The following is a 19671-nucleotide window of genomic DNA, read 5'->3' as shown; positions in this document are numbered from 1 at the left end:
AGCTCACGATTAATAAAATTCTATAACCTTAATTATTTTCTCGATACAAAGGGTTATTAACTTTAATATAAGTATAATGATGTGCCTCATCTTCAAGACGCATTGTTGTAACACACTTATAATCTATAAATGGCGCGAACATGGTATCTTTAATTTCATTTATGCGATTCTCATTTACTTGATTAGATTTGTGTGTCGAAAGTACAAGTTGATCAAAAATGTTATCTAGTACATCACGAACGATATACCACATATGTCTTTCTAAGTTTGAATCATTTGATGCTTTAGAGATTGTAAGAATTAATTCGCCTAAATGGTTTTGAACGGTAGAATAAAAGGCTTTGTTAAACACAGACGTTTTTGAATCAGTAAGAATTCTTGATTTTTCATGGAAATGAGATGTACTGTATCCCATTTCATTTAGTTGTACTTTATCAATTCTTAAACCTTCAAAGTCTCTAATATACATCGTGTCCAATAGACCATCTTTCCGAAATGTTGCAATAGCATTTTGCAAGTGAGCCTCTAATGCAATGCCATATTTAGTAACTAGTGGGATTACGAGACCAAGCAATGCTTTACTATAAGTTTCAATCCACGATTTCGCCGATGATTCAAAATTAGACAATGATGCAGCTGATTGATAACGTTTAATCAATGTCACGATAGGTGATTCATTGTTAAATGGGTAGGTTGCAACTAAGCTTGAAGGAATCATTGGTGTGACTTCTTGTGGAATCATTTGGTATATGTTTTTTCTAAATAATGTACCTAATTGTTCACTTCGTTCAGTTTGATAGTCTACTTCGTCTTGCTCATTATAAAAATGAATACCAGTAACTTCATCAATAATTGTTGATGCATAGGACTTAAATATGACATCTTTCTCCAAAATATCATTTAAAATACGTGTCATTAGTGGACCATTGTGCGTCGTTTGTTCTGATAATGTACGAATTTCACCTGTAATATGAACGTTTGTCGACAATTTGATGTGTGGCGACATAGCTGGGTATTTAGGAACTAATGTTCTGAAAGATAAACCGGCATAATAATCCAACGTATGTTTTGCTTCAATGATTAATTCTTTATCTACTTCTGCTTGATAATCAGAATGTAATACGTCATCTAATTGCCATGGATGAACAATCATAATGTGATAATCATTAAAGTTAAACTTTGGCGTAAATTCATTTTCTAATTGTTTAATTAATTCCGGAAATAGTTGATGAACAGTTGTATCATAATCTTTAGACAGTGACATAGTCCGGCCTAATTTACTGTGAATCAGTACTATTTTCAACTTAATAGGTTGATTGAATTCTGAAGAATATAGGAATGTTTGTAATGCATTTAAACCTTTACGTAATTTAGCCCCAGGATGTAGCGGATGACCTTCAATAACGGCTTGCTCTGAACGCAAGTAACTATCTTCGCTATTTTCGATAATATTAAATAAAGGTGCAGAATCATGTTGCATTGACAGTGCTTGATAGCTAATTGCAAATGTCATATTAGTTGCACTGTTTATTAAATCTTGCTGAAATTGATCACTAGCAGCATTTTTTAAATCTGGTGCTTCAATTAAAATACACTCAAGAATTTCATTTGGATGGTGTACTCGTGTAATCGTATTTGTAATGTCATCTTTAATGTAGAAAGGGCCTTCAACATCAATTCGATCAAAGGCGTGTTCTCCAGTGATAGGAGCATATAATGTTTGCTTAGCTTGTGGGAACTGGATTTCTAGTATATGAGTCGTTGAGATATCTAACATAATCAAATCACGACTCAATATTTTCTTACTTTGAGTGCGCGCTTTAACTAAGTTTTCGCGATGCATTGATGTGACTAATCTCTGAGTGACTTTATCTCTTCCTTGTAAAATCATCTCTTTAAAAATATTAGCCCAATCGCTATTATGTTGTTGTAAAAATAAATATGTTTCTTGTTCTTCTTTGTTAAATTTTAATGTCTGTTCTTTAAAAATTAAGTTCAAGTTCATAATTCACCTCTATGAAATATTTTACAAAAGCAAGATAGATTTGTATAATCCATATTAATGATAATGATTCTTATTATCAACAGAATGCGGGTGTAAGTTTTATGACAAAATATTTTTTTAGCAGTTCTTTTCTACTATTTCTAGGTAATTGGATTGGACAAATAGGGCTAAATTGGTTTGTACTTACCACTTATCATAACGCAGTTTATCTGGGGATTGTCAATTTTTGCAGACTTGTACCAATATTATTACTAAGTGTGTGGGCAGGGGCAATTGCCGATAAATATGATAAAGGGCGATTGCTGAGAATTACAATTTCATCATCATTTTTAGTAACTGCAATTTTATGTGTGCTCACGTATAGTTTCACTGCAATTCCAATTAGCGTCATTATTATATATGCGACATTAAGAGGAATTTTAAGTGCTGTTGAAACACCTTTAAGACAAGCAATCTTACCAGATTTATCAGATAAAATATCTACTACACAAGCTGTATCATTTCATTCATTCATCATTAATATTTGTCGTTCAATAGGGCCTGCCATTGCTGGTGTCATATTAGCAGTCTATCATGCGCCAACAACATTTCTTGCACAGGCAATTTGTTATTTTATCGCAGTTTTATTATGTTTACCATTACATTTTAAAGTAACTAAAATACCTGAAGATGCAACAAGATACATGCCGTTAAAAGTTATTATAGATTACTTCAAATTACATATGGAAGGTCGACAAATATTTATAACATCATTATTGATTATGGCGACAGGTTTTTCATATACGACACTTTTACCAGTTTTGACAAACAAAGTATTTCCGGGGAAATCTGAAATATTTGGTATCGCTATGACGATGTGTGCCATTGGTGGTATTATTGCAACGCTAGTTTTACCTAGAGTACTTAAATATATTGGTATGGTAAATATGTATTATTTAAGTTCACTTTTATTTGGCATTGCTTTGTTAGGTGTGGTATTTCACAATATTGTCATCATGTTCATTTGTATTACATTGATTGGGTTATTTAGTCAATGGGCACGTACGACAAATCGCGTTTATTTTCAAAATAATGTTAAAGATTATGAACGTGGTAAAGTACTGAGTATTATTATGATGGATAGAGGTATGATTCCATTGGGAAGTCTGTTAATGAGTATATGTGCAGATGTGTTTGGCATTGTTAGAACTTTTTCAATAATGGGAATAAGTACTATATGCATTACAATGGTATTCTATTTTATAAATAGAAAGTTGAAGTTAAAGTTGGAGGAAAGTAATCATGGTATATCTTGAATGGGCAAAGGCAGATAGAAATATTCAATATCGTGTAATTAACGCCATTATTAAAGAACGTATTTACCCCGAGCAAACATTTATTTCGCAAAAAGGATCTTTAATTGAAATTCAGTATCATATGCATGTGTTGACTATTGAAATTGTTAGAAAAAGTGCATTAGAACGCTACGAGTTTACAGGTGATATTACTTATTTAAATAAAGGTGAAACGTCATTAATTATAACTTTAGAAGGTTTATTAGATGTGTTGAATCATGACTTTGATATCCCTATTTCAGAGCGACTACGCGAAGAGTTAATACACAGTCGAGATAGTTTAGTTGAAACATATAAGCAAATGTCTCACAGACAAACGTTAATAAGTCAAAGTTTTAAATTTTCAAGATTACCACAAGATATTAACTTTTTTTCATGGTTACAACATGTAAAAGATAGTGATAAGACAGATGATTTAACTTATTCTGAGAGTTTGGTACCAGAGGGGCATCCAACACACCCTTTAACCAAAACGAAATTGCCCTTAACTATGGAAGAAGTACGAGCATATGCACCTGAGTTTGAAAAAGAAATCCCTTTGCAAATTATGATGATTGAAAAAGACCATGTTGTGTGCACAGCTATGGATGGTAATGATCAATTTATTATTGATGAAATAATTCCTGAATACTACAATCAGATTCGTGTGTTTTTGAAGAGTTTAGGTTTGAAAAGTGAAGACTATAGAGCGATTTTAGTACATCCTTGGCAATATGATCATACGATAGGGAAATATTTTGAAGCATGGATTGCTAAAAAAATATTAATTCCAACGCCGTTTACAATACTTTCAAAAGCAACTTTATCATTCAGGACGATGTCTTTAATTGATAAACCATATCATGTTAAGTTGCCCGTCGATGCACAAGCAACAAGTGCCGTTAGAACAGTCTCAACTGTGACTACTGTAGATGGACCAAAGTTAAGTTATGCTTTACAAAACATGTTGAATCAATATCCAGGATTTAAAGTTGCTATGGAACCGTTCGGTGAATATGCAAATGTTGATAAAGATAGGGCACGTCAGCTTGCTTGTATCATAAGACAAAAGCCTGAAATTGATGGAAAAGGTGCAACAGTAGTTAGTGCAAGTCTAGTTAATAAAAATCCAATAGATCAAAAAGTTATCGTGGATAGTTACTTAGAGTGGTTAAATCAAGGAATTACTAAAGAAAGTATTACGACATTTATTGAACGATACTCTCAAGCATTAATCCCGCCTTTAATTGCTTTTATTCAAAATTATGGAATTGCATTAGAAGCACACATGCAAAATACAGTAGTGAACTTGGGGCCACATTTTGACATTCAATTTTTAGTGAGAGATTTAGGTGGTTCTAGAATTGATTTAGAAACATTACAACATCGTGTATCAGATATTAAAATTACAAATGATAGTTTAATAGCTGATTCTATAGATGCAGTGATTGCAAAATTCCAACATGCTGTTATTCAAAATCAAATGGCAGAATTAATCCATCATTTTAATCAGTATGATTGTGTTGAAGAAGCCGAATTATTTAACATAGTACAGCAAGTAGTAGCGCATGCCATTAACCCAACACTACCACATGCAAATGAGTTAAAAGATATTTTGTTTGGACCAACAATTACTGTCAAAGCGTTGTTAAATATGAGAATGGAAAATAAAGTAAAGCAATATTTAAATATTGAGTTAGATAATCCGATAAAAAAAGAGGTGTAGTACTACATGGCACACGTTAACATAAATATATCGAAGATTAAATATAACGCCAAAGTACTTCAAACAGTTTTTCAAAGTAAAAATATGCAATTCACACCAGTAATTAAGTGCATAGCTGGTGACCGTACAATTGTAGAAAGCTTAAAAGCGTTAGGTATCAATCATGTTGCAGAATCCAGATTGGATAACATAATTAGTATTGCAGATCAGGATTTAACATATACGTTATTGCGTACGCCTGCCAAAAAAGAGATTTCAGATATGATAGAAAAAGTTGATATGAGTATCCAAACAGAATTATCTACCATACATCAAATAAATGAAGTAGCAGAAGTTTTAGGAAAAAAACATAAGATTTTATTAATGGTAGATTGGAAAGATGGCCGTGAAGGTGTTCTGACTTATGATGTTTTAGATTATATTAAAGAGATTATTCACTTGAAAAATATCCATTTTGTAGGTTTAGCATTCAATTTTATGTGTTTTAAATCTGATGCACCAAGTGATGATGATATCTTTATGATTAATCGATTCGTCTCAGCTGTTGAAAGAGAAATAGGATATCGATTGAAAATTATTTCAGGTGGTAATTCGAGCATGTTACCACAACTTTTATATAATGATTTGGGTAAAATAAATGAATTGCGAATAGGTGAAACGTTGTTTAGAGGTGTTGATACAACGACAAATCAAGCGATAGCTATGTTATATCAAGATGCGATTACATTGGAGGCTGAGATTTTAGAAATTAAACCTCGAGTTAATACACAAACGCATGAATCATTCTTACAAGCTATTGTAGATATTGGTTATTTAGATACAAAAGTCGATAATATTTCACCTATGGATCAGCATATCAATATTTTAGGCGCTTCGAGTGATCATTTAATGCTTGATTTAAATGGTCAAGGACACTATCAAGTTGGAGATCATATATCTTTTTCATTAAATTATGAAGCACTTTCTCATTCGATGTATATGAAAAATTTACATAAGGTATATATTGATGATTCAAAGATTGATACGCTACTTCAAAATTTTGATGTGAAATCTCCTGCTATGGTAAACCAATATTAATATATTTATCAATAAGTCTAAGTTGACAAGTTATACTACATATCGTTTGCACGGTTGTATCATAATTGTTCAACTTAGATTTTTTGTATTTGTTGATTTATCAAATTAAGTGCAACAGTTCGTCACATAAAATTGCAACAGATAATATCAGCTGAATTACAGGGATAACGGTCATACTAAATGGTGTCAATTGTATTAATGCAAAGATGATATAGCAATGATACATTATCAATATTTTTTCTAAGGAAATGTGCTAATTGTAGTCATAATTACTAGAGGAAATATATAGTCATACATTTTAGTAATATAAAAAAGATTGAACGCTACTTGACAATGATAATTGTTATCAATAAAATAATAAATGAAGTTATACATATTAAGGAGTGGAACGATGAGAGGTCTAAAAACTTTTAGTATATTGGGATTAATAGTTGCCTTACTTTTAGTTGCAGCTTGTGGTAATACGGATAATTCAAGTAAAAAAGAATCATCAACTAAAGATACTATTTCGGTAAAAGATGAAAATGGTACAGTAAAAGTACCTAAAGATGCAAAACGTATCGTTGTATTAGAGTACTCATTTGCAGATGCATTAGCAGCATTAGACGTTAATCCAGTTGGTATTGCTGATGATGGTAAGAAAAAACGTATCATTAAACCAGTTAGAGAAAAAATTGGGGATTATACTTCTGTAGGTACACGTAAACAGCCAAACTTAGAAGAAATTAGTAAATTAAAACCGGATTTAATTATCGCTGATAGCAGTAGACATAAAGGTATTAATAAAGAATTAAACAAAATTGCACCAACATTATCATTAAAGAGTTTTGATGGAGACTACAAACAAAACATTAATTCGTTCAAAACAATTGCTAAAGCTTTAAATAAAGAAAAAGAAGGCGAAAAACGTCTTGCTGAGCATGATAAATTAATCAATAAGTATAAAGATGAAATTAAATTTGATAGAAATCAAAAAGTGCTTCCAGCAGTAGTTGCTAAAGCTGGTTTATTAGCACATCCAAACTATTCATATGTTGGACAATTTTTAAACGAACTAGGATTTAAAAATGCATTAAGTGACGATGTAACAAAAGGTTTAAGTAAATATTTGAAAGGACCTTACTTACAATTAGACACTGAACATTTAGCTGATTTAAATCCAGAGCGTATGATCATTATGACTGATCACGCTAAAAAAGATTCTGCTGAATTCAAGAAATTACAAGAAGATGCAACATGGAAAAAATTGAATGCAGTTAAAAATAATCGCGTGGATATTGTTGACCGTGATGTTTGGGCAAGATCTCGTGGCTTAATTTCTTCTGAAGAAATGGCTAAAGAACTTGTTGAATTATCAAAAAAAGAACAAAAGTAAGGTGGAAGTAAATGGCTATAAAAGAAATAAGTAGCCAATCTGCCATAGATCATAAAAGAAAAAGACGCACAACACTCACGTATATAGTGAGTTTGTGCTTTCTTTTTATTTGTATATATTTAAATATGGCGATTGGTTCTTCGAAAATTAATTTTAGCGATATCGTTCACTATGTTACTGGTCATACAGATACGAAAGCAACGTTTTTATTGCATAATGTACGTATGCCAAGGATGATTGCAGGGTTATTTATTGGCGGTGCATTAGCGGTATCTGGTTTGTTAATGCAAGCAATGACACGCAATCCGCTAGCATCACCTAAAATTTTTGGTGTCAGTTCTGGTGCATCTTTTTTCATTGTATTTGTGACGATTATCATTCCATCATTAGAATATTATGCATTATATTTAGGTGTGATAGGTGCATTTATAGGTGGTTTAACTGTTTATACACTTTCAGGTGCTACGAAAGGTATGACACCCATTAAATTAGCATTGGCTGGTATGGCCATCCATTTGTTTTTTAGTAGTATGACCGAAGGTATTATTATTTTGAATGAGAATTCAAACGAACAAGTGATGTTTTGGCTTGTCGGTTCATTATCCAGTATGAAGTGGGATGAAATTTTAACCATTCTACCATGGCTTATTGGTGCTTTAATTGTAACGATTTTTATTGGACGTCAACTAACGATAATGGAACTAGGCGATGACATTGCTAAGGGATTAGGTCAAAATATAAATAAAGTTAGAATTATCATTGGACTATTAGTCATTATTCTTACAGGTATGTCGGTATCAGTGGCAGGACCAATTGGCTTTGTTGGCTTAATCGTACCGCATATAGTCAAACGCTATGTGAGTAAGAATTATTTAGTCATGATTCCATTAACATTTATTATAGGTGCAGATTTGTTACTACTATCAGATGTATTAAGTCGTTTAATTACATATCCTTATGAATCACCAGTAGGGATTGTTACATCATTCGTAGGTGCACTTTACTTCTTATTTATAACGATTAAAGGGGTGAAAAGAATATGATGACAACGAAAATTATACGTCGTTATAGTTTAATCACAATCCTTTTAATTGTGAGTATATTCATAAGTTTATGTGTAGGGTCTGTCATGATTCATCCGATTGATGCTATTAAGGGAATCTTTACACAAGATGATTTTATTTTAAATGAGTATCGTATACCTAGAACATTACTTGGTATTATTATCGGCAGTAGCTTGGCTATTTCAGGTGCAATTATACAAGCTGTAATAAGAAACCCGTTAGCCTCACCTGATGTTATAGGTATTTCTAAAGGTGCCAGTTTAGCTGCTGTGATTATTATTATGACCTTTCCAACAGCACCATTGTTTGTATTACCTATAGGTTCATTCTTAGGTGCCTTTGCAGTAAGTTTATTTTTATCATTTTTAATTTCAAAATATGATGTTAAAGGTTCAAAGCTTGCCTTAATTGGTTTAGCAATAGGCGCAATATGTACGGCGATTGTGCAGTTCTTATTAATCAGAAATCCACTGGAAGCAAACAAAGCGCTTGTTTGGTTGACAGGTAGTCTATATGGACATGATATGTCGAATATTTATACTATATTACCTTGGTTTTTAATAACGATACCAATCATCATTTTATTGAGTTATCAATTAGATGTATTGAATCTAGGTGATGCTGTTGCAACCGCACTCGGTTTAAAAGTTAAAACTATTAAAATGCTATTGTTAATTTTAGCAGTAATATTAGCAGGATCCGCAATTTCAGTTGTCGGTGGTATTAGCTTTTTAGGATTAATTGCACCTCATATTGCGAGACAATTAATAGGAAATAAAACATTACACGTTATTATCATGTCGGGGTTAATTGGTGCTATATTGTTAACATTTGGAGATGGTTTAGCCCGTGGCATTCATCCGCCACTGGATATTCCTGTTGGGGTTATCATTGCAATTATCGGTGCACCATACTTCTTAATATTATTACGAAGAATGAAATAACTAACATATGATTAGAGTTTAAAAAAGGTTAAGTACGAAATCAGTAATTGTACTTAACCTTTTTTGAATTCATCTTGAAAAATTACAAGAAATAGCGTATATTTAATAACTGTAATTATTCATTATTTTGCATACATAAACATTTTGAAAGATAGAATGATAAGGAATATGTTTGTTAACTGAATAGAATTCTGTATATACTTAAAACGAATACATAGAGAAATGGATTGATTTTATGGATAGCTTTTCAAGGAAAGAGATAGTTATTGGGAGACTTAAGTTTATTACGATGTCTTTAATTGGTATCTTATTATTTTTAGTGCCAATTCCAGTCGAACAAGATGGACAGAAGCAAACAACGTTGCCCGTGGCATTTTTAGCAGGCGTGCTTAAAGATGTATTAGGTGGCGTAATGCCATTTTTAATTGTGACGATAATTACTTTATCGGGTATCATAACTCTGATTTGTTCAACTATTTTAAAAGATAAATTGAAACCTGACGGGCTAATGAACAATGCTTTTAACGTTAGAATTGGTTGGTTAATTTTACGAATATTAGCAGTTGTTTTTGCATGGATGACATTTTTACGAATTGGTTCAAAGGTTATTTACTCAGATGAAACGGGTGGATTATTGTTCTCAAGTTTATTGCCAACATTAGTGGCAGTATTCTTATTTGCAGCTCTATTTTTACCGCTATTAATGGAATACGGTTTGTTAGAGATGTTGGGTCCTATTTTTAGACCGGTTATGAGACCTTTATTTACATTGCCAGGACGTTCGACGGTAGATAATTTAGCATCATTTATTGGAGACGGAACTGTTGGGGTCTTAATTACAAGTAGACAATATGGTGAAGGATATTATTCTCGTCGTGAGGCAACAGTTATTTCAACGACATTTAGTGTAGTTTCTATCACCTTTGCAATTGTAGTTGCTGAAACAGTGCACATGCAAAATCAATTTTTTGCTTTCTATTTATCAGTGATAGTATCCTGCCTCGTTGCAGCAGTCATTATGCCAAGAATTTGGCCTTTAAATAAAATTCCTGATGAGTATGCTAAGGAGGTACCTGAAAGTGCGCGTACTGAGGCATTGCCAGAAGGAAAGACGGCATTGAGACATGGCTTTGATACTGCAACAGAAGTTGGTATTAAAGCACCGGGCGTTATTGACTTTTTTAAGTCAGGATTAAAAACAGTCATTGATATGTGGTTTGTTATTTTGCCTGTAGTGATGAGTATTGGTACTATTGCTACCATTATTGCGAACTACACGCCCTTTTTTGTCATATTGGGTAAACCTTTTGTTCCATTTTTAGAGTTAATGCAAATACCTGAAGCGGCACAGGCTTCTCAAACGATTATTATCGGTTTTGCCGATATGTTTTTACCTTCTATATTAATTGAAGGTGTACAAAATGATATAACTCGTTTTGTTATTGGGGCACTTAGTATATCGCAGTTAATATACTTGTCTGAAGTAGGTGGCGTCATACTTGGTTCGAAGATTCCTGTAAGTATCGGCAAATTGTTTATGATTTTCTTGATTAGAACAATCATTACACTACCAATTATTTCTTTGATGGCACATCTTTTGTTATAAATATATGTGAAAAAGGACAACTGTTAAAATTATGAGAACAGTTGTCCTTTTGTATTTGTTTTTGCTGGGTGTTGAATCAATTAAAAAAATCATTCATGAAGCCCTCACCATGAATGATTTTTTTATACAATTTATTTAGTTAATTCATTGTAAACTTTTTGATCATTTTGAGTATAAATAATGTATTCGTGGTCTTCAGTATCGATAATAACGCGATTCGTTTTACCAAACGTTGAGCCGATTCTAGATACATCTTTGCTGTCTAATTTAGGAACTGCATGAATATCTTGGTCTTGTGTAATATTTTTAATTTCACTTGTAGGAATTTTGATATCAGCAACTCTCCATTGAATACGCACTTCATTATTATCTTTCTTTACTGTCATTGCCATTATTCAAACACATCCTTTAAATATTTTGTAAATACATCATAAACGATTTTGTAATCGTTTTCAAGAGTTATGTGATACTTTTTTAAATTGTGTCATACTAATGAATTTTAACCCGAAAATATGTTCGTGTTTTTGTTAGGGATGTGGTAAAATGTGAGTATTAAAGGAGAACAAATATGACAGGTAAAACACATGCTTCATGCGGCATGCTCGTTGGAGCGCTAACAACACAATATTTTCAAACGGATATTTTTTCGTCGGTTACGGTTATCATTCTAGCAACTCTAGCTAGCTTATTACCCGATATATGTCACACTCAAAGTAAGATTGGCAGAAGGTTTAAGGTAATTAGTTTTTTTGTGAGATTGATCTTTGGACATCGAACCTTTACGCATTCAATATTATTTATCGCAATCATAGCATTTTTATTGCAAATTATTCAGACGCCTAATTATTATATGGCAGCAATTATAATTGGGTTAGTGTCACATGTTATACTAGATATGATAACACCAAGAGGCGTGAAATTATTTTATCCGTTACCGTTTAATGTGAAGACACCGATTCAATTTAAAACAGGTGGACTTGTAGACTTATCTTTAGCTACAGCGTTAATGGTCGGAACAGTTTATGTTTTATTTCAGCCTTTCATCAATGATATAATAAGCAACTGGAATACTAAGTTTTTATAGAAAATAAATTATTAAAGGTTACAAACTCAGCAGGAGGCATAAAATGCTAGATAAAAATCAATTAGCTAAATATAAACAAGATCATTTGTGTGAATATGAAAAAATAATGAGTAACAATGAAAAAGAAGCACTTGAAGAGAAGGTAGCGTCATTAGATTTAGATTTTATTGCCAAATTATATAACGATTTATACATCAATAAGAAAACAATAGATGATGTATCTGCAGTTTCTGAAGTGAAATATGATATTAAATCACAAATGAGTGATGATGAGATTAAGCGTTTAGAGGAACAAGGACTTCAAGCTATTAAAGAAGGACAATTTGCAGTACTTTTGATGGCAGGTGGTCAAGGAACAAGACTTGGTTACAAGGGCCCTAAAGGTTCGTTTGAAATTGAAGGTGTAAGTTTATTTGAACTTCAAGCTAACCAATTAAAAACATTGAATCATCAATCTGGACATACGATTCAATGGTATATTATGACAAGTGATATCAATCATGAAGAAACTTTAGCTTATTTCGAAGCACATAGTTATTTTGGATATGATCAAGAAGCAATCCATTTCTTTAAACAAGATAATATTGTGGCGCTTAGTGAAGAAGGGAAGTTAATTTTAAATCAACAGGGTCGTATTATGGAAACGCCGAATGGTAATGGTGGCGTGTTTAAATCTTTAGACAAGGCAGGATACTTAGAAGAAATGTCTAATAATGGCGTTAAGTATATTTTCTTGAATAATATCGACAATGTTTTAGTAAAAGTGTTGGATCCACTATTTGCAGGATTTACGGTAGAACATGATTACGATATTACTTCTAAAACGATTCAACCAAAACCAGGAGAAAGTGTTGGACGTTTAGTTAATGTCGATTGTAAAGATACAGTACTGGAGTATTCAGAATTAGATCCAGAAGTTGCAAATCAATTTAACAATGCTAATATCGGTATTCATGCATTTAAACTTGGTTTTATTTTAAACGCTGTAAATCGTGAGTTACCTTATCATTTAGCTATTAAGAATTTGAAACAATTAGATGAGAACTTTGGGGTTATTGAACAACCAACTTTAAAATTCGAATTGTTCTATTTTGACATATTTACTTATGGAACTAGTTTTGTCACGTTACAAGTTCCTAGAGAAGAAGAATTTTCACCTCTTAAAAATAAAGAAGGTAAAGATAGTGTTGCAACTGCAACAGAAGATTTACGTAGAATGGGTTTAATTTAATGATAGGCGGTGACTATGATGTCCAAATCAACTAAAAAAAGTAATGACACAATCGTAGAAACATTTAAGGATATCATCCCTTTATCATTTGGAGAAGAAATTGGTAATGCGGCATCTCATGGTGTTGCAGCTTTGTTAACATTATTAGTGTTACCCTATGCGGCTGTGCACAGTTATATTGCACATGGTACGCTTGCGTCTGTGAGTATGTCTATTTATGTTATTTCTATCTTTATGATGTTTATTTCATCTACTATTTATCATTCTATGCAAAATGAAACACCTCATAAATATATTTTAAGGATTATCGACCACAGTATGATTTACGTAGCAATTTCTGGTACATATACGCCTATTTTGTTAACAGTTGTAGGTGGTTGGATAGGTTGGACAGTATTTATTTTATTATGGGGAACAACACTTTGGGGTATTTTATATAAATCCATAGCTGTCAAAGTTAACCAAAAGTTAAGCTTAATTGTCTATTTAGTGATGGGCTGGGTAGGTATTATCTTGTTACCAATTATTTTTATTCGCACATCATGGATATTCATATTATTCATTTTCTTAGGTGGTGTGTCTTATACAATTGGTGCATGGTTTTATGCACAAAAGAATAGACCATATTTTCATATGATTTGGCATATTTTTATTGTAATAGCATCACTATTGCATTTAATTGCAATCTTATATTTTATGTAGTCGTTTAGAAAAGCTGGGGGAAACTCCGCTTTTTTTATTACATAAATCATTCTAATAGGGGATTGTATTGTAATAGAATTATCGTTAAGATTTGAAAGTCAAAAGTGTTTATACATATGAAAACCAATTATTTGTAAATAAAATCTTATAAATAAATATATAGAAGGAGGTATTTCATGCGATTAAAGTCAATCATAACTGTTATAGCTTTAATATTAATTATGTTTATGTCAGCGATTGAATCATCTATTATTTCGCTTGCATTACCTACAATTAAACAAGATTTAAATGCAGGAAATTTAATTTCATTAATTTTCACAGCGTATTTTATCGCATTAGTAATTGCCAATCCTATAGTGGGCGAATTACTTTCGAGATTTAAAATTATTTATGTGGCAATTGCAGGATTACTTTTATTTAGTATAGGTAGTTTTATGTGTGGTTTAAGTACTAATTTTACTATGCTAATTATATCACGCGTGATACAAGGTTTTGGATCAGGTGTATTGATGTCATTATCGCAAATTGTTCCAAAGTTAGCATTTGAAATTCCGTTACGATATAAAATTATGGGCATAGTTGGCAGTGTTTGGGGTATTTCGAGTATCATTGGGCCACTTCTAGGTGGTGGTATATTAGAATTTGCAACATGGCATTGGTTATTCTACATAAATATACCGATTGCGATCATTGCCATTATATTAGTTATATGGACATTTCATTTTCCAGAGGAAGAAACAGTTGCTAAATCAAAATTTGATACTAAAGGGCTCACGCTATTTTATGTATTTATTGGATTGATTATGTTTGCTTTATTAAACCAACAGCTGTTACTTTTAAATTTCTTGAGTTTTATCTTAGCTATCGTTGTGGCAATGTGTTTATTTAAAGTAGAAAAACATGTTTCTTCACCATTTTTACCTGTGGTTGAATTTAATCGTTCGATTACTTTAGTTTTTATAACTGACCTTCTAACAGCTATTTGTTTAATGGGATTCAATTTATATATTCCAGTCTACCTTCAAGAACAACTAGGATTATCTCCATTGCAAAGTGGATTGGTTATTTTTCCTTTATCTTTAGCTTGGATTACATTGAATTTTAATTTACATCGAATTGAAGCAAAACTATCAAGGAAAGTTATTTACTTACTATCATTTACATTGCTACTAGTAAGTAGTATTATCATTTCATTTGGTATTAAATTGCCGGTACTTATAGCATTTGTGTTGATTTTGGCAGGATTAAGTTTTGGATATATTTATACGAAAGATAGTGTAATTGTCCAAGAGGAAACTAGCCCATTACAAATGAAGAAAATGATGTCATTTTATGGATTAACTAAAAATCTTGGGGCATCAATAGGTTCAACAATAATGGGATATCTTTATGCGATACAATCAGGAATCTTTGGTCCAAACTTACATAATGTGTTAAGTGCTGTTGCTGTAATTAGCATTGGGCTTATTGTTTTATGGGTCGTATTTTTTAAAGAACAGTCATCTCAATCAAAAGAATAGAATTATGATTAAAATTGATGTAGTGTAATTAAAGTAAGAAATAATAAATTTCCTAGATACTAGATAAATCGTTCAATATTTTATTAATAAGGAGGCCAATGATTGTGAATTATCTTAAACATAAGTTTTATAACTTGTTAACTACAATGGTTGTTCTCTTTATTTTTGTACTTTCTGGTGCGATTTTTTTAACATTTCTAGGGTTTGGTTTATATGGATTAAGTAGAATACTTATTTATTTTAGGTTGGGTGACTTTACATATAATAGAAGTATGTACGATAACCTATTATATTATGGCAGTTATATAATCTTTGGGTACTTCATCATATTTGCAGTCGAGCATTTAATGGATTATTTTAGAAAAATGTTGCCTGAAAATGCATATTTTAGAGGCGCGACTTTTCATTTGATTTCTTACACAGTTGCAACAACGTTATTTTATTTTATTATTCATCTGAACTATGTGTATATCAATATCGATTTTTGGGTCATCATGGTTATTATAGGGTTCTTATATGTTTGTAAGCTTCAATTTTACCCTGAAAGTAAAAATTTAAATAATAGAAAATAGATATCTGAAGTTGAGGGCACATATGTGTTCCAACTTCTTTTTGTTCAATAGAAGAATCGATAATAGTGAGTCTTAGTGCTCAATTTGTGGTAAATAAGTTAAATAACCATTGTATGAGTCTGAGAAATAAAATAAATTATTAGGCCCTACAATGTTATATTGTTAGTTTTTTAAGTACACATTAGCTGTGCCTAATGTGTAAGAACCAATAATGATTTATTATGTAGTGCTTCTTTATCATTTGAGTACTACTCCCATTATGTTAATGGCTATATGTATTAAAGGGACAAGTGTATATCTGTTTTAAAAAGGAGGAATTATGATGGCTAAAGTTGAATTAACAACCCGGAGACGAAACTTCATAGTTGCTGTTATGTTGATTAGTGCGTTTGTAGCTATTTTAAATCAAACATTATTAAATACAGCGTTACCTAGTATAATGAGAGAATTAAATATTAATGAAAGTACATCGCAATGGCTAGTTACTGGGTTTATGCTTGTTAATGGCGTCATGATACCTTTGACGGCATATCTAATGGATAGAATTAAAACTAGACCTTTATACTTAGCGGCGATGGGGACATTTTTATTAGGTTCTATTGTTGCAGCCTTAGCTCCGAATTTTGGAGTTTTAATGTTAGCACGTGTAATTCAAGCGATGGGTGCAGGCGTACTTATGCCCTTAATGCAATTTACGTTATTTACATTGTTCAGTAAAGAACATCGAGGTTTTGCAATGGGACTAGCAGGTTTAGTAATTCAATTTGCACCAGCAATAGGCCCTACAGTTACAGGATTAATTATTGATCAAGCGAGTTGGCGAGTACCATTTATTATAATTGTAGGAATTGCTTTAGTTGCCTTTGTTTTCGGCTTAGTTTCAATCTCAAGTTACAATGAAGTGAAATATACGAAATTAGATAAGCGCTCAGTAATGTATTCAACTATTGGATTCGGGTTAATGCTATACGCATTTAGTAGTGCAGGAGATTTAGGATTTACAAGTCCAATAGTAATAGGTGCGTTGATAATAAGTATGGTTATTATCTATTTATTTATACGTAGACAATTTAATATTACTAATGCACTTTTAAATTTAAGGGTTTTTAAAAATAGAACATTTGCATTATGTACGATTAGTTCAATGATTATAATGATGTCAATGGTTGGACCTGCGCTGCTTATACCGCTATATGTTCAAAACAGTTTATCTTTATCTGCCTTGTTATCAGGACTTGTTATCATGCCTGGTGCAATAATAAATGGTATTATGTCAGTTTTTACAGGTAAATTTTATGATAAGTATGGTCCTAGACCATTGATTTATACTGGTTTTACAATTTTAACAATTACTACAATTATGTTGTGTTTCTTGCATACAGACACATCTTATACGTATTTAATAGTCGTATATGCAATTAGAATGTTTTCAGTTTCTTTACTCATGATGCCGATAAATACTACAGGAATTAATTCTTTGAGAAATGAAGAAATCTCACATGGCACGGCTATTATGAACTTTGGTCGTGTAATGGCTGGTTCACTAGGCACAGCTTTAATGGTTACATTAATGAGTTTTGGTGCAAAAATATTTTTATCTACATCGCCATCGCATTTAACTGCAACTGAAATTAAACAGCAATCCATTGCTATAGGGGTGGATATCTCATTTGCTTTTGTAGCTGTGCTTGTTATGGCAGCTTATGTGATAGCACTTTTTATAAGAGAACCTAAAGAAATAGAAAGTAATAGAAGGAAATTTTAAAATAATTATAGTAGTTGGTCTATTTAAAATAATAGGCTAACTGCTTTTTTTATTTAATAAAAAGTTTTATACTTTTAGTGATAGACTAAGCAAAAATTGTTATTTGCTATGATGTAGATGTCTTAAAATGATTAAGGGGGATTTGCTTTGTTAACGGTAGATCAAGTGAAAGAATTGGTAGGAGAAATTAAAGATCCTATTATAGATGTGCCTTTAAAAGAAACAGAAGGTATTGTTGAAGTTTCTATTAAGGAAGAAAAAGAACATGTGAGTGTTAAATTAGCAATGGCACAATTAGGTGGTGCACCGCAATTAGATTTACAGATGGCTGTTGTTAATGCATTAAAAGAAAACGGTGCGAAAACGGTCGGTATACGATTTGAAACATTGCCGGAAGAAAAAGTAAATCAATTTAAACCAAAAGAAGAAAATAAACCTAAAACGATAGAAGGCCTATTATCTCAAAATAATCCAGTCGAATTTATTGCAATAGCCTCCGGTAAAGGTGGTGTCGGTAAATCTACTGTTGCAGTAAATTTAGCCGTTGCCTTAGCTCGTGAAGGGAAAAAAGTCGGATTAGTAGATGCCGATATATATGGATTTAGTGTACCAGATATGATGGGTATTGATGAAAAGCCTGGAATTAAAGGGAAGGAAGTAATTCCAGTTGAACGTCATGGCGTTAAAGTTATATCAATGGCCTTTTTTGTGGAAGAAAATGCGCCAGTTATATGGAGAGGGCCAATGTTAGGTAAAATGTTGACGAATTTCTTTACAGAAGTTAAATGGGGAGACATTGAATATTTAATACTCGATCTTCCACCTGGAACAGGAGATGTAGCTTTAGATGTTCATACGATGTTACCTTCAAGTAAGGAAATTATTGTAACGACACCTCATCCTACAGCAGCATTTGTTGCAGCTCGCGCAGGTGCGATGGCAAAACATACGGATCATTCTATTCTTGGCGTAATTGAAAACATGAGTTATTTTGAAAGTAAAGAGACGGGTAATAAAGAATATGTCTTTGGCAAAGGTGGCGGTACTAAGTTAGCTGATGAACTTAATACTCAATTACTTGGGGAATTACCTTTAGAGCAACCATCTTGGAATCCAAAAGATTTTGCACCGTCAATATATCAATCAGATGATCGTCTAGGTAAAATTTATAGCTCGATTGCACAAAAAGTTATAGCTGCTACAAATAAATAGGTATAATATATGCTAAACGTACAAAATTACTTTTATTTTGTACGTTTTTATGTTGATTTGTTTTGGAATGCTGGTAAAATAAGTTCTTGTGTTAAGCAATAAACGCGTTGAAAAAGAAGCGGGTTGTGAACACAAAAAGTTTTAAAAAAGTTATTGACTTTAAATTCCAAAGTTGATAATATGATAAAGTCGTCAAAAACGACGCAGTTGTTTTTAAAGAAGAATTTCAAAAGTGTAAAACTTACCATTGAAATAACTATAAAAACAATATAGAATAAATAAAGTAATCGTTCAAAAAGTTATTGACTTCAAGAAATAAATGAAGTAGAATAAAAGAGATTGAACATTAATGAACATTGAAAACTGAATGACAATATGTCAACGTTAATTCCAAAAAACGTAACTATAAGTTACAAACATTATTTAGTATTTATGAGCTAATCAAACATCATAATTTTTATGGAGAGTTTGATCC

General features: G+C 31.9%; 17 protein-coding genes and 1 pseudogene. 15 read left to right on the top strand and 3 right to left on the bottom strand.

Translation table 11 applies throughout. The annotated features are described in order from the left end of the window. Positions 1–28: 28 nt before the first annotated feature. Positions 29–2005 carry a D-ornithine--citrate ligase SfaD gene (sfaD, locus tag IDG66_RS06045; RefSeq protein WP_001052564.1) on the bottom strand — a complete coding sequence of 659 codons (1977 nt, stop codon included), beginning with the start codon at positions 2003–2005 and terminating at the stop codon, positions 29–31. 101 nt (positions 2006–2106) lie between these two features. On the opposite strand from sfaD, the gene sfaA reads away from it, so the two are divergent. The 3 genes from sfaA to sfaC are packed head-to-tail and all read left to right on the top strand — an operon-like array spanning position 2107 to position 6121. Then, positions 2107–3300: a staphyloferrin A export MFS transporter gene (sfaA, locus tag IDG66_RS06040; protein ID WP_000170408.1), complete on the top strand. Its 1194-nt coding sequence runs from the start codon at positions 2107–2109 to the stop codon at positions 3298–3300. Next, entirely contained in the window at positions 3287–5044 is a 1758-nt protein-coding gene (gene sfaB / locus IDG66_RS06035; protein WP_000262633.1) for a staphyloferrin A synthetase SfaB, read from the top strand. Before sfaA ends, sfaB begins: the two co-directional genes overlap by 14 nt. Before the next feature lie 6 nt (positions 5045–5050). Then, positions 5051–6121 (top strand): staphyloferrin A biosynthesis protein SfaC, encoded by a 1071-nt coding sequence (gene sfaC / locus IDG66_RS06030; protein WP_000951637.1) that lies wholly within the window; start codon positions 5051–5053, stop codon positions 6119–6121. A 100-nt stretch (positions 6122–6221) separates the two neighbouring features. Here the strand turns inward: sfaC and IDG66_RS06025 are convergent, their stop codons facing one another. Continuing rightward, the gene (locus tag IDG66_RS06025) at positions 6222–6347 is read right to left on the bottom strand and encodes a hypothetical protein (RefSeq protein ID WP_001789076.1); all 126 of its coding nucleotides are present in this window, start codon (positions 6345–6347) and stop codon (positions 6222–6224) included. A 165-nt stretch (positions 6348–6512) separates the two neighbouring features. Here IDG66_RS06025 and IDG66_RS06020 point away from each other — a divergent pair, with 165 nt between their 5' ends. From IDG66_RS06020 to IDG66_RS06005, 4 genes are all read left to right on the top strand, one after another. Continuing rightward, on the top strand, positions 6513–7496 hold the full coding sequence (locus IDG66_RS06020; RefSeq protein WP_001214662.1) for an ABC transporter substrate-binding protein: 984 nt from the start codon (positions 6513–6515) through the stop codon (positions 7494–7496). 11 nt (positions 7497–7507) lie between these two features. Continuing rightward, positions 7508–8539, top strand: a complete 1032-nt coding sequence (locus tag IDG66_RS06015) for a FecCD family ABC transporter permease (RefSeq protein ID WP_000974914.1) — start codon at positions 7508–7510, stop codon at positions 8537–8539. After that, positions 8536–9504 carry a FecCD family ABC transporter permease gene (locus IDG66_RS06010; protein WP_000989091.1) on the top strand — a complete coding sequence of 323 codons (969 nt, stop codon included), beginning with the start codon at positions 8536–8538 and terminating at the stop codon, positions 9502–9504. The genes IDG66_RS06015 and IDG66_RS06010 overlap by 4 nt, the downstream gene beginning before the upstream one ends. Positions 9505–9739: 235 nt before the next feature. Further along, positions 9740–11110, top strand: coding sequence for a YjiH family protein (locus IDG66_RS06005; protein WP_001549577.1), 1371 nt, complete (start codon positions 9740–9742; stop codon positions 11108–11110). A gap of 131 nt (positions 11111–11241) precedes the next feature. Here the strand turns inward: IDG66_RS06005 and IDG66_RS06000 are convergent, their stop codons facing one another. After that, a complete protein-coding gene (locus tag IDG66_RS06000; RefSeq protein ID WP_001251935.1) occupies positions 11242–11502 on the bottom strand; it encodes a SunI/YnzG family protein in 261 nt (86 codons plus the stop codon). Between the two features lie 176 nt (positions 11503–11678). Between IDG66_RS06000 and IDG66_RS05995 the strand changes: the two genes are divergently transcribed. The 8 genes and pseudogenes from IDG66_RS05995 to IDG66_RS05960 all read left to right on the top strand — a co-directional run bounded on the left by IDG66_RS05995 (position 11679) and on the right by IDG66_RS05960 (position 19469). Continuing rightward, complete coding sequence (locus tag IDG66_RS05995) at positions 11679–12194, top strand: metal-dependent hydrolase (RefSeq protein WP_000147095.1); 516 nt, start codon at positions 11679–11681, stop codon at positions 12192–12194. 43 nt (positions 12195–12237) lie between these two features. After that, positions 12238–13425 (top strand): UTP--glucose-1-phosphate uridylyltransferase, encoded by a 1188-nt coding sequence (locus IDG66_RS05990; protein ID WP_000884735.1) that lies wholly within the window; start codon positions 12238–12240, stop codon positions 13423–13425. Between the two features lie 18 nt (positions 13426–13443). Next, positions 13444–14127 carry a PAQR family membrane homeostasis protein TrhA gene (gene trhA, locus IDG66_RS05985; RefSeq protein WP_000047255.1) on the top strand — a complete coding sequence of 228 codons (684 nt, stop codon included), beginning with the start codon at positions 13444–13446 and terminating at the stop codon, positions 14125–14127. Between the two features lie 176 nt (positions 14128–14303). Next, positions 14304–15647: a multidrug efflux MFS transporter SdrM gene (sdrM, locus tag IDG66_RS05980; protein ID WP_001237503.1), complete on the top strand. Its 1344-nt coding sequence runs from the start codon at positions 14304–14306 to the stop codon at positions 15645–15647. 98 nt (positions 15648–15745) lie between these two features. Next, positions 15746–16219, top strand: a complete 474-nt coding sequence (gene sepA, locus IDG66_RS05975; RefSeq protein WP_001793373.1) for a multidrug efflux transporter SepA — start codon at positions 15746–15748, stop codon at positions 16217–16219. A 322-nt stretch (positions 16220–16541) separates the two neighbouring features. Continuing rightward, entirely contained in the window at positions 16542–17984 is a 1443-nt protein-coding gene (gene lmrS, locus IDG66_RS05970; protein WP_001141006.1) for a multidrug efflux MFS transporter LmrS, read from the top strand. 147 nt (positions 17985–18131) lie between these two features. Further along, the gene (locus tag IDG66_RS05965) at positions 18132–19196 is read left to right on the top strand and encodes an Mrp/NBP35 family ATP-binding protein (RefSeq protein ID WP_000958531.1); all 1065 of its coding nucleotides are present in this window, start codon (positions 18132–18134) and stop codon (positions 19194–19196) included. A gap of 88 nt (positions 19197–19284) precedes the next feature. Beyond that, positions 19285–19469: pseudogene (locus IDG66_RS05960) on the top strand (hypothetical protein). Positions 19470–19671 lie beyond the last annotated feature (202 nt).

Source organism: Staphylococcus sp. EG-SA-18, from assembly GCF_017151825.1.
Lineage (GTDB): Bacteria > Bacillota > Bacilli > Staphylococcales > Staphylococcaceae > Staphylococcus > Staphylococcus aureus.
The sequence above is the reverse complement of the archived record's forward strand: the minus strand, read 5'-3'. Positions and strand labels throughout refer to the sequence as shown.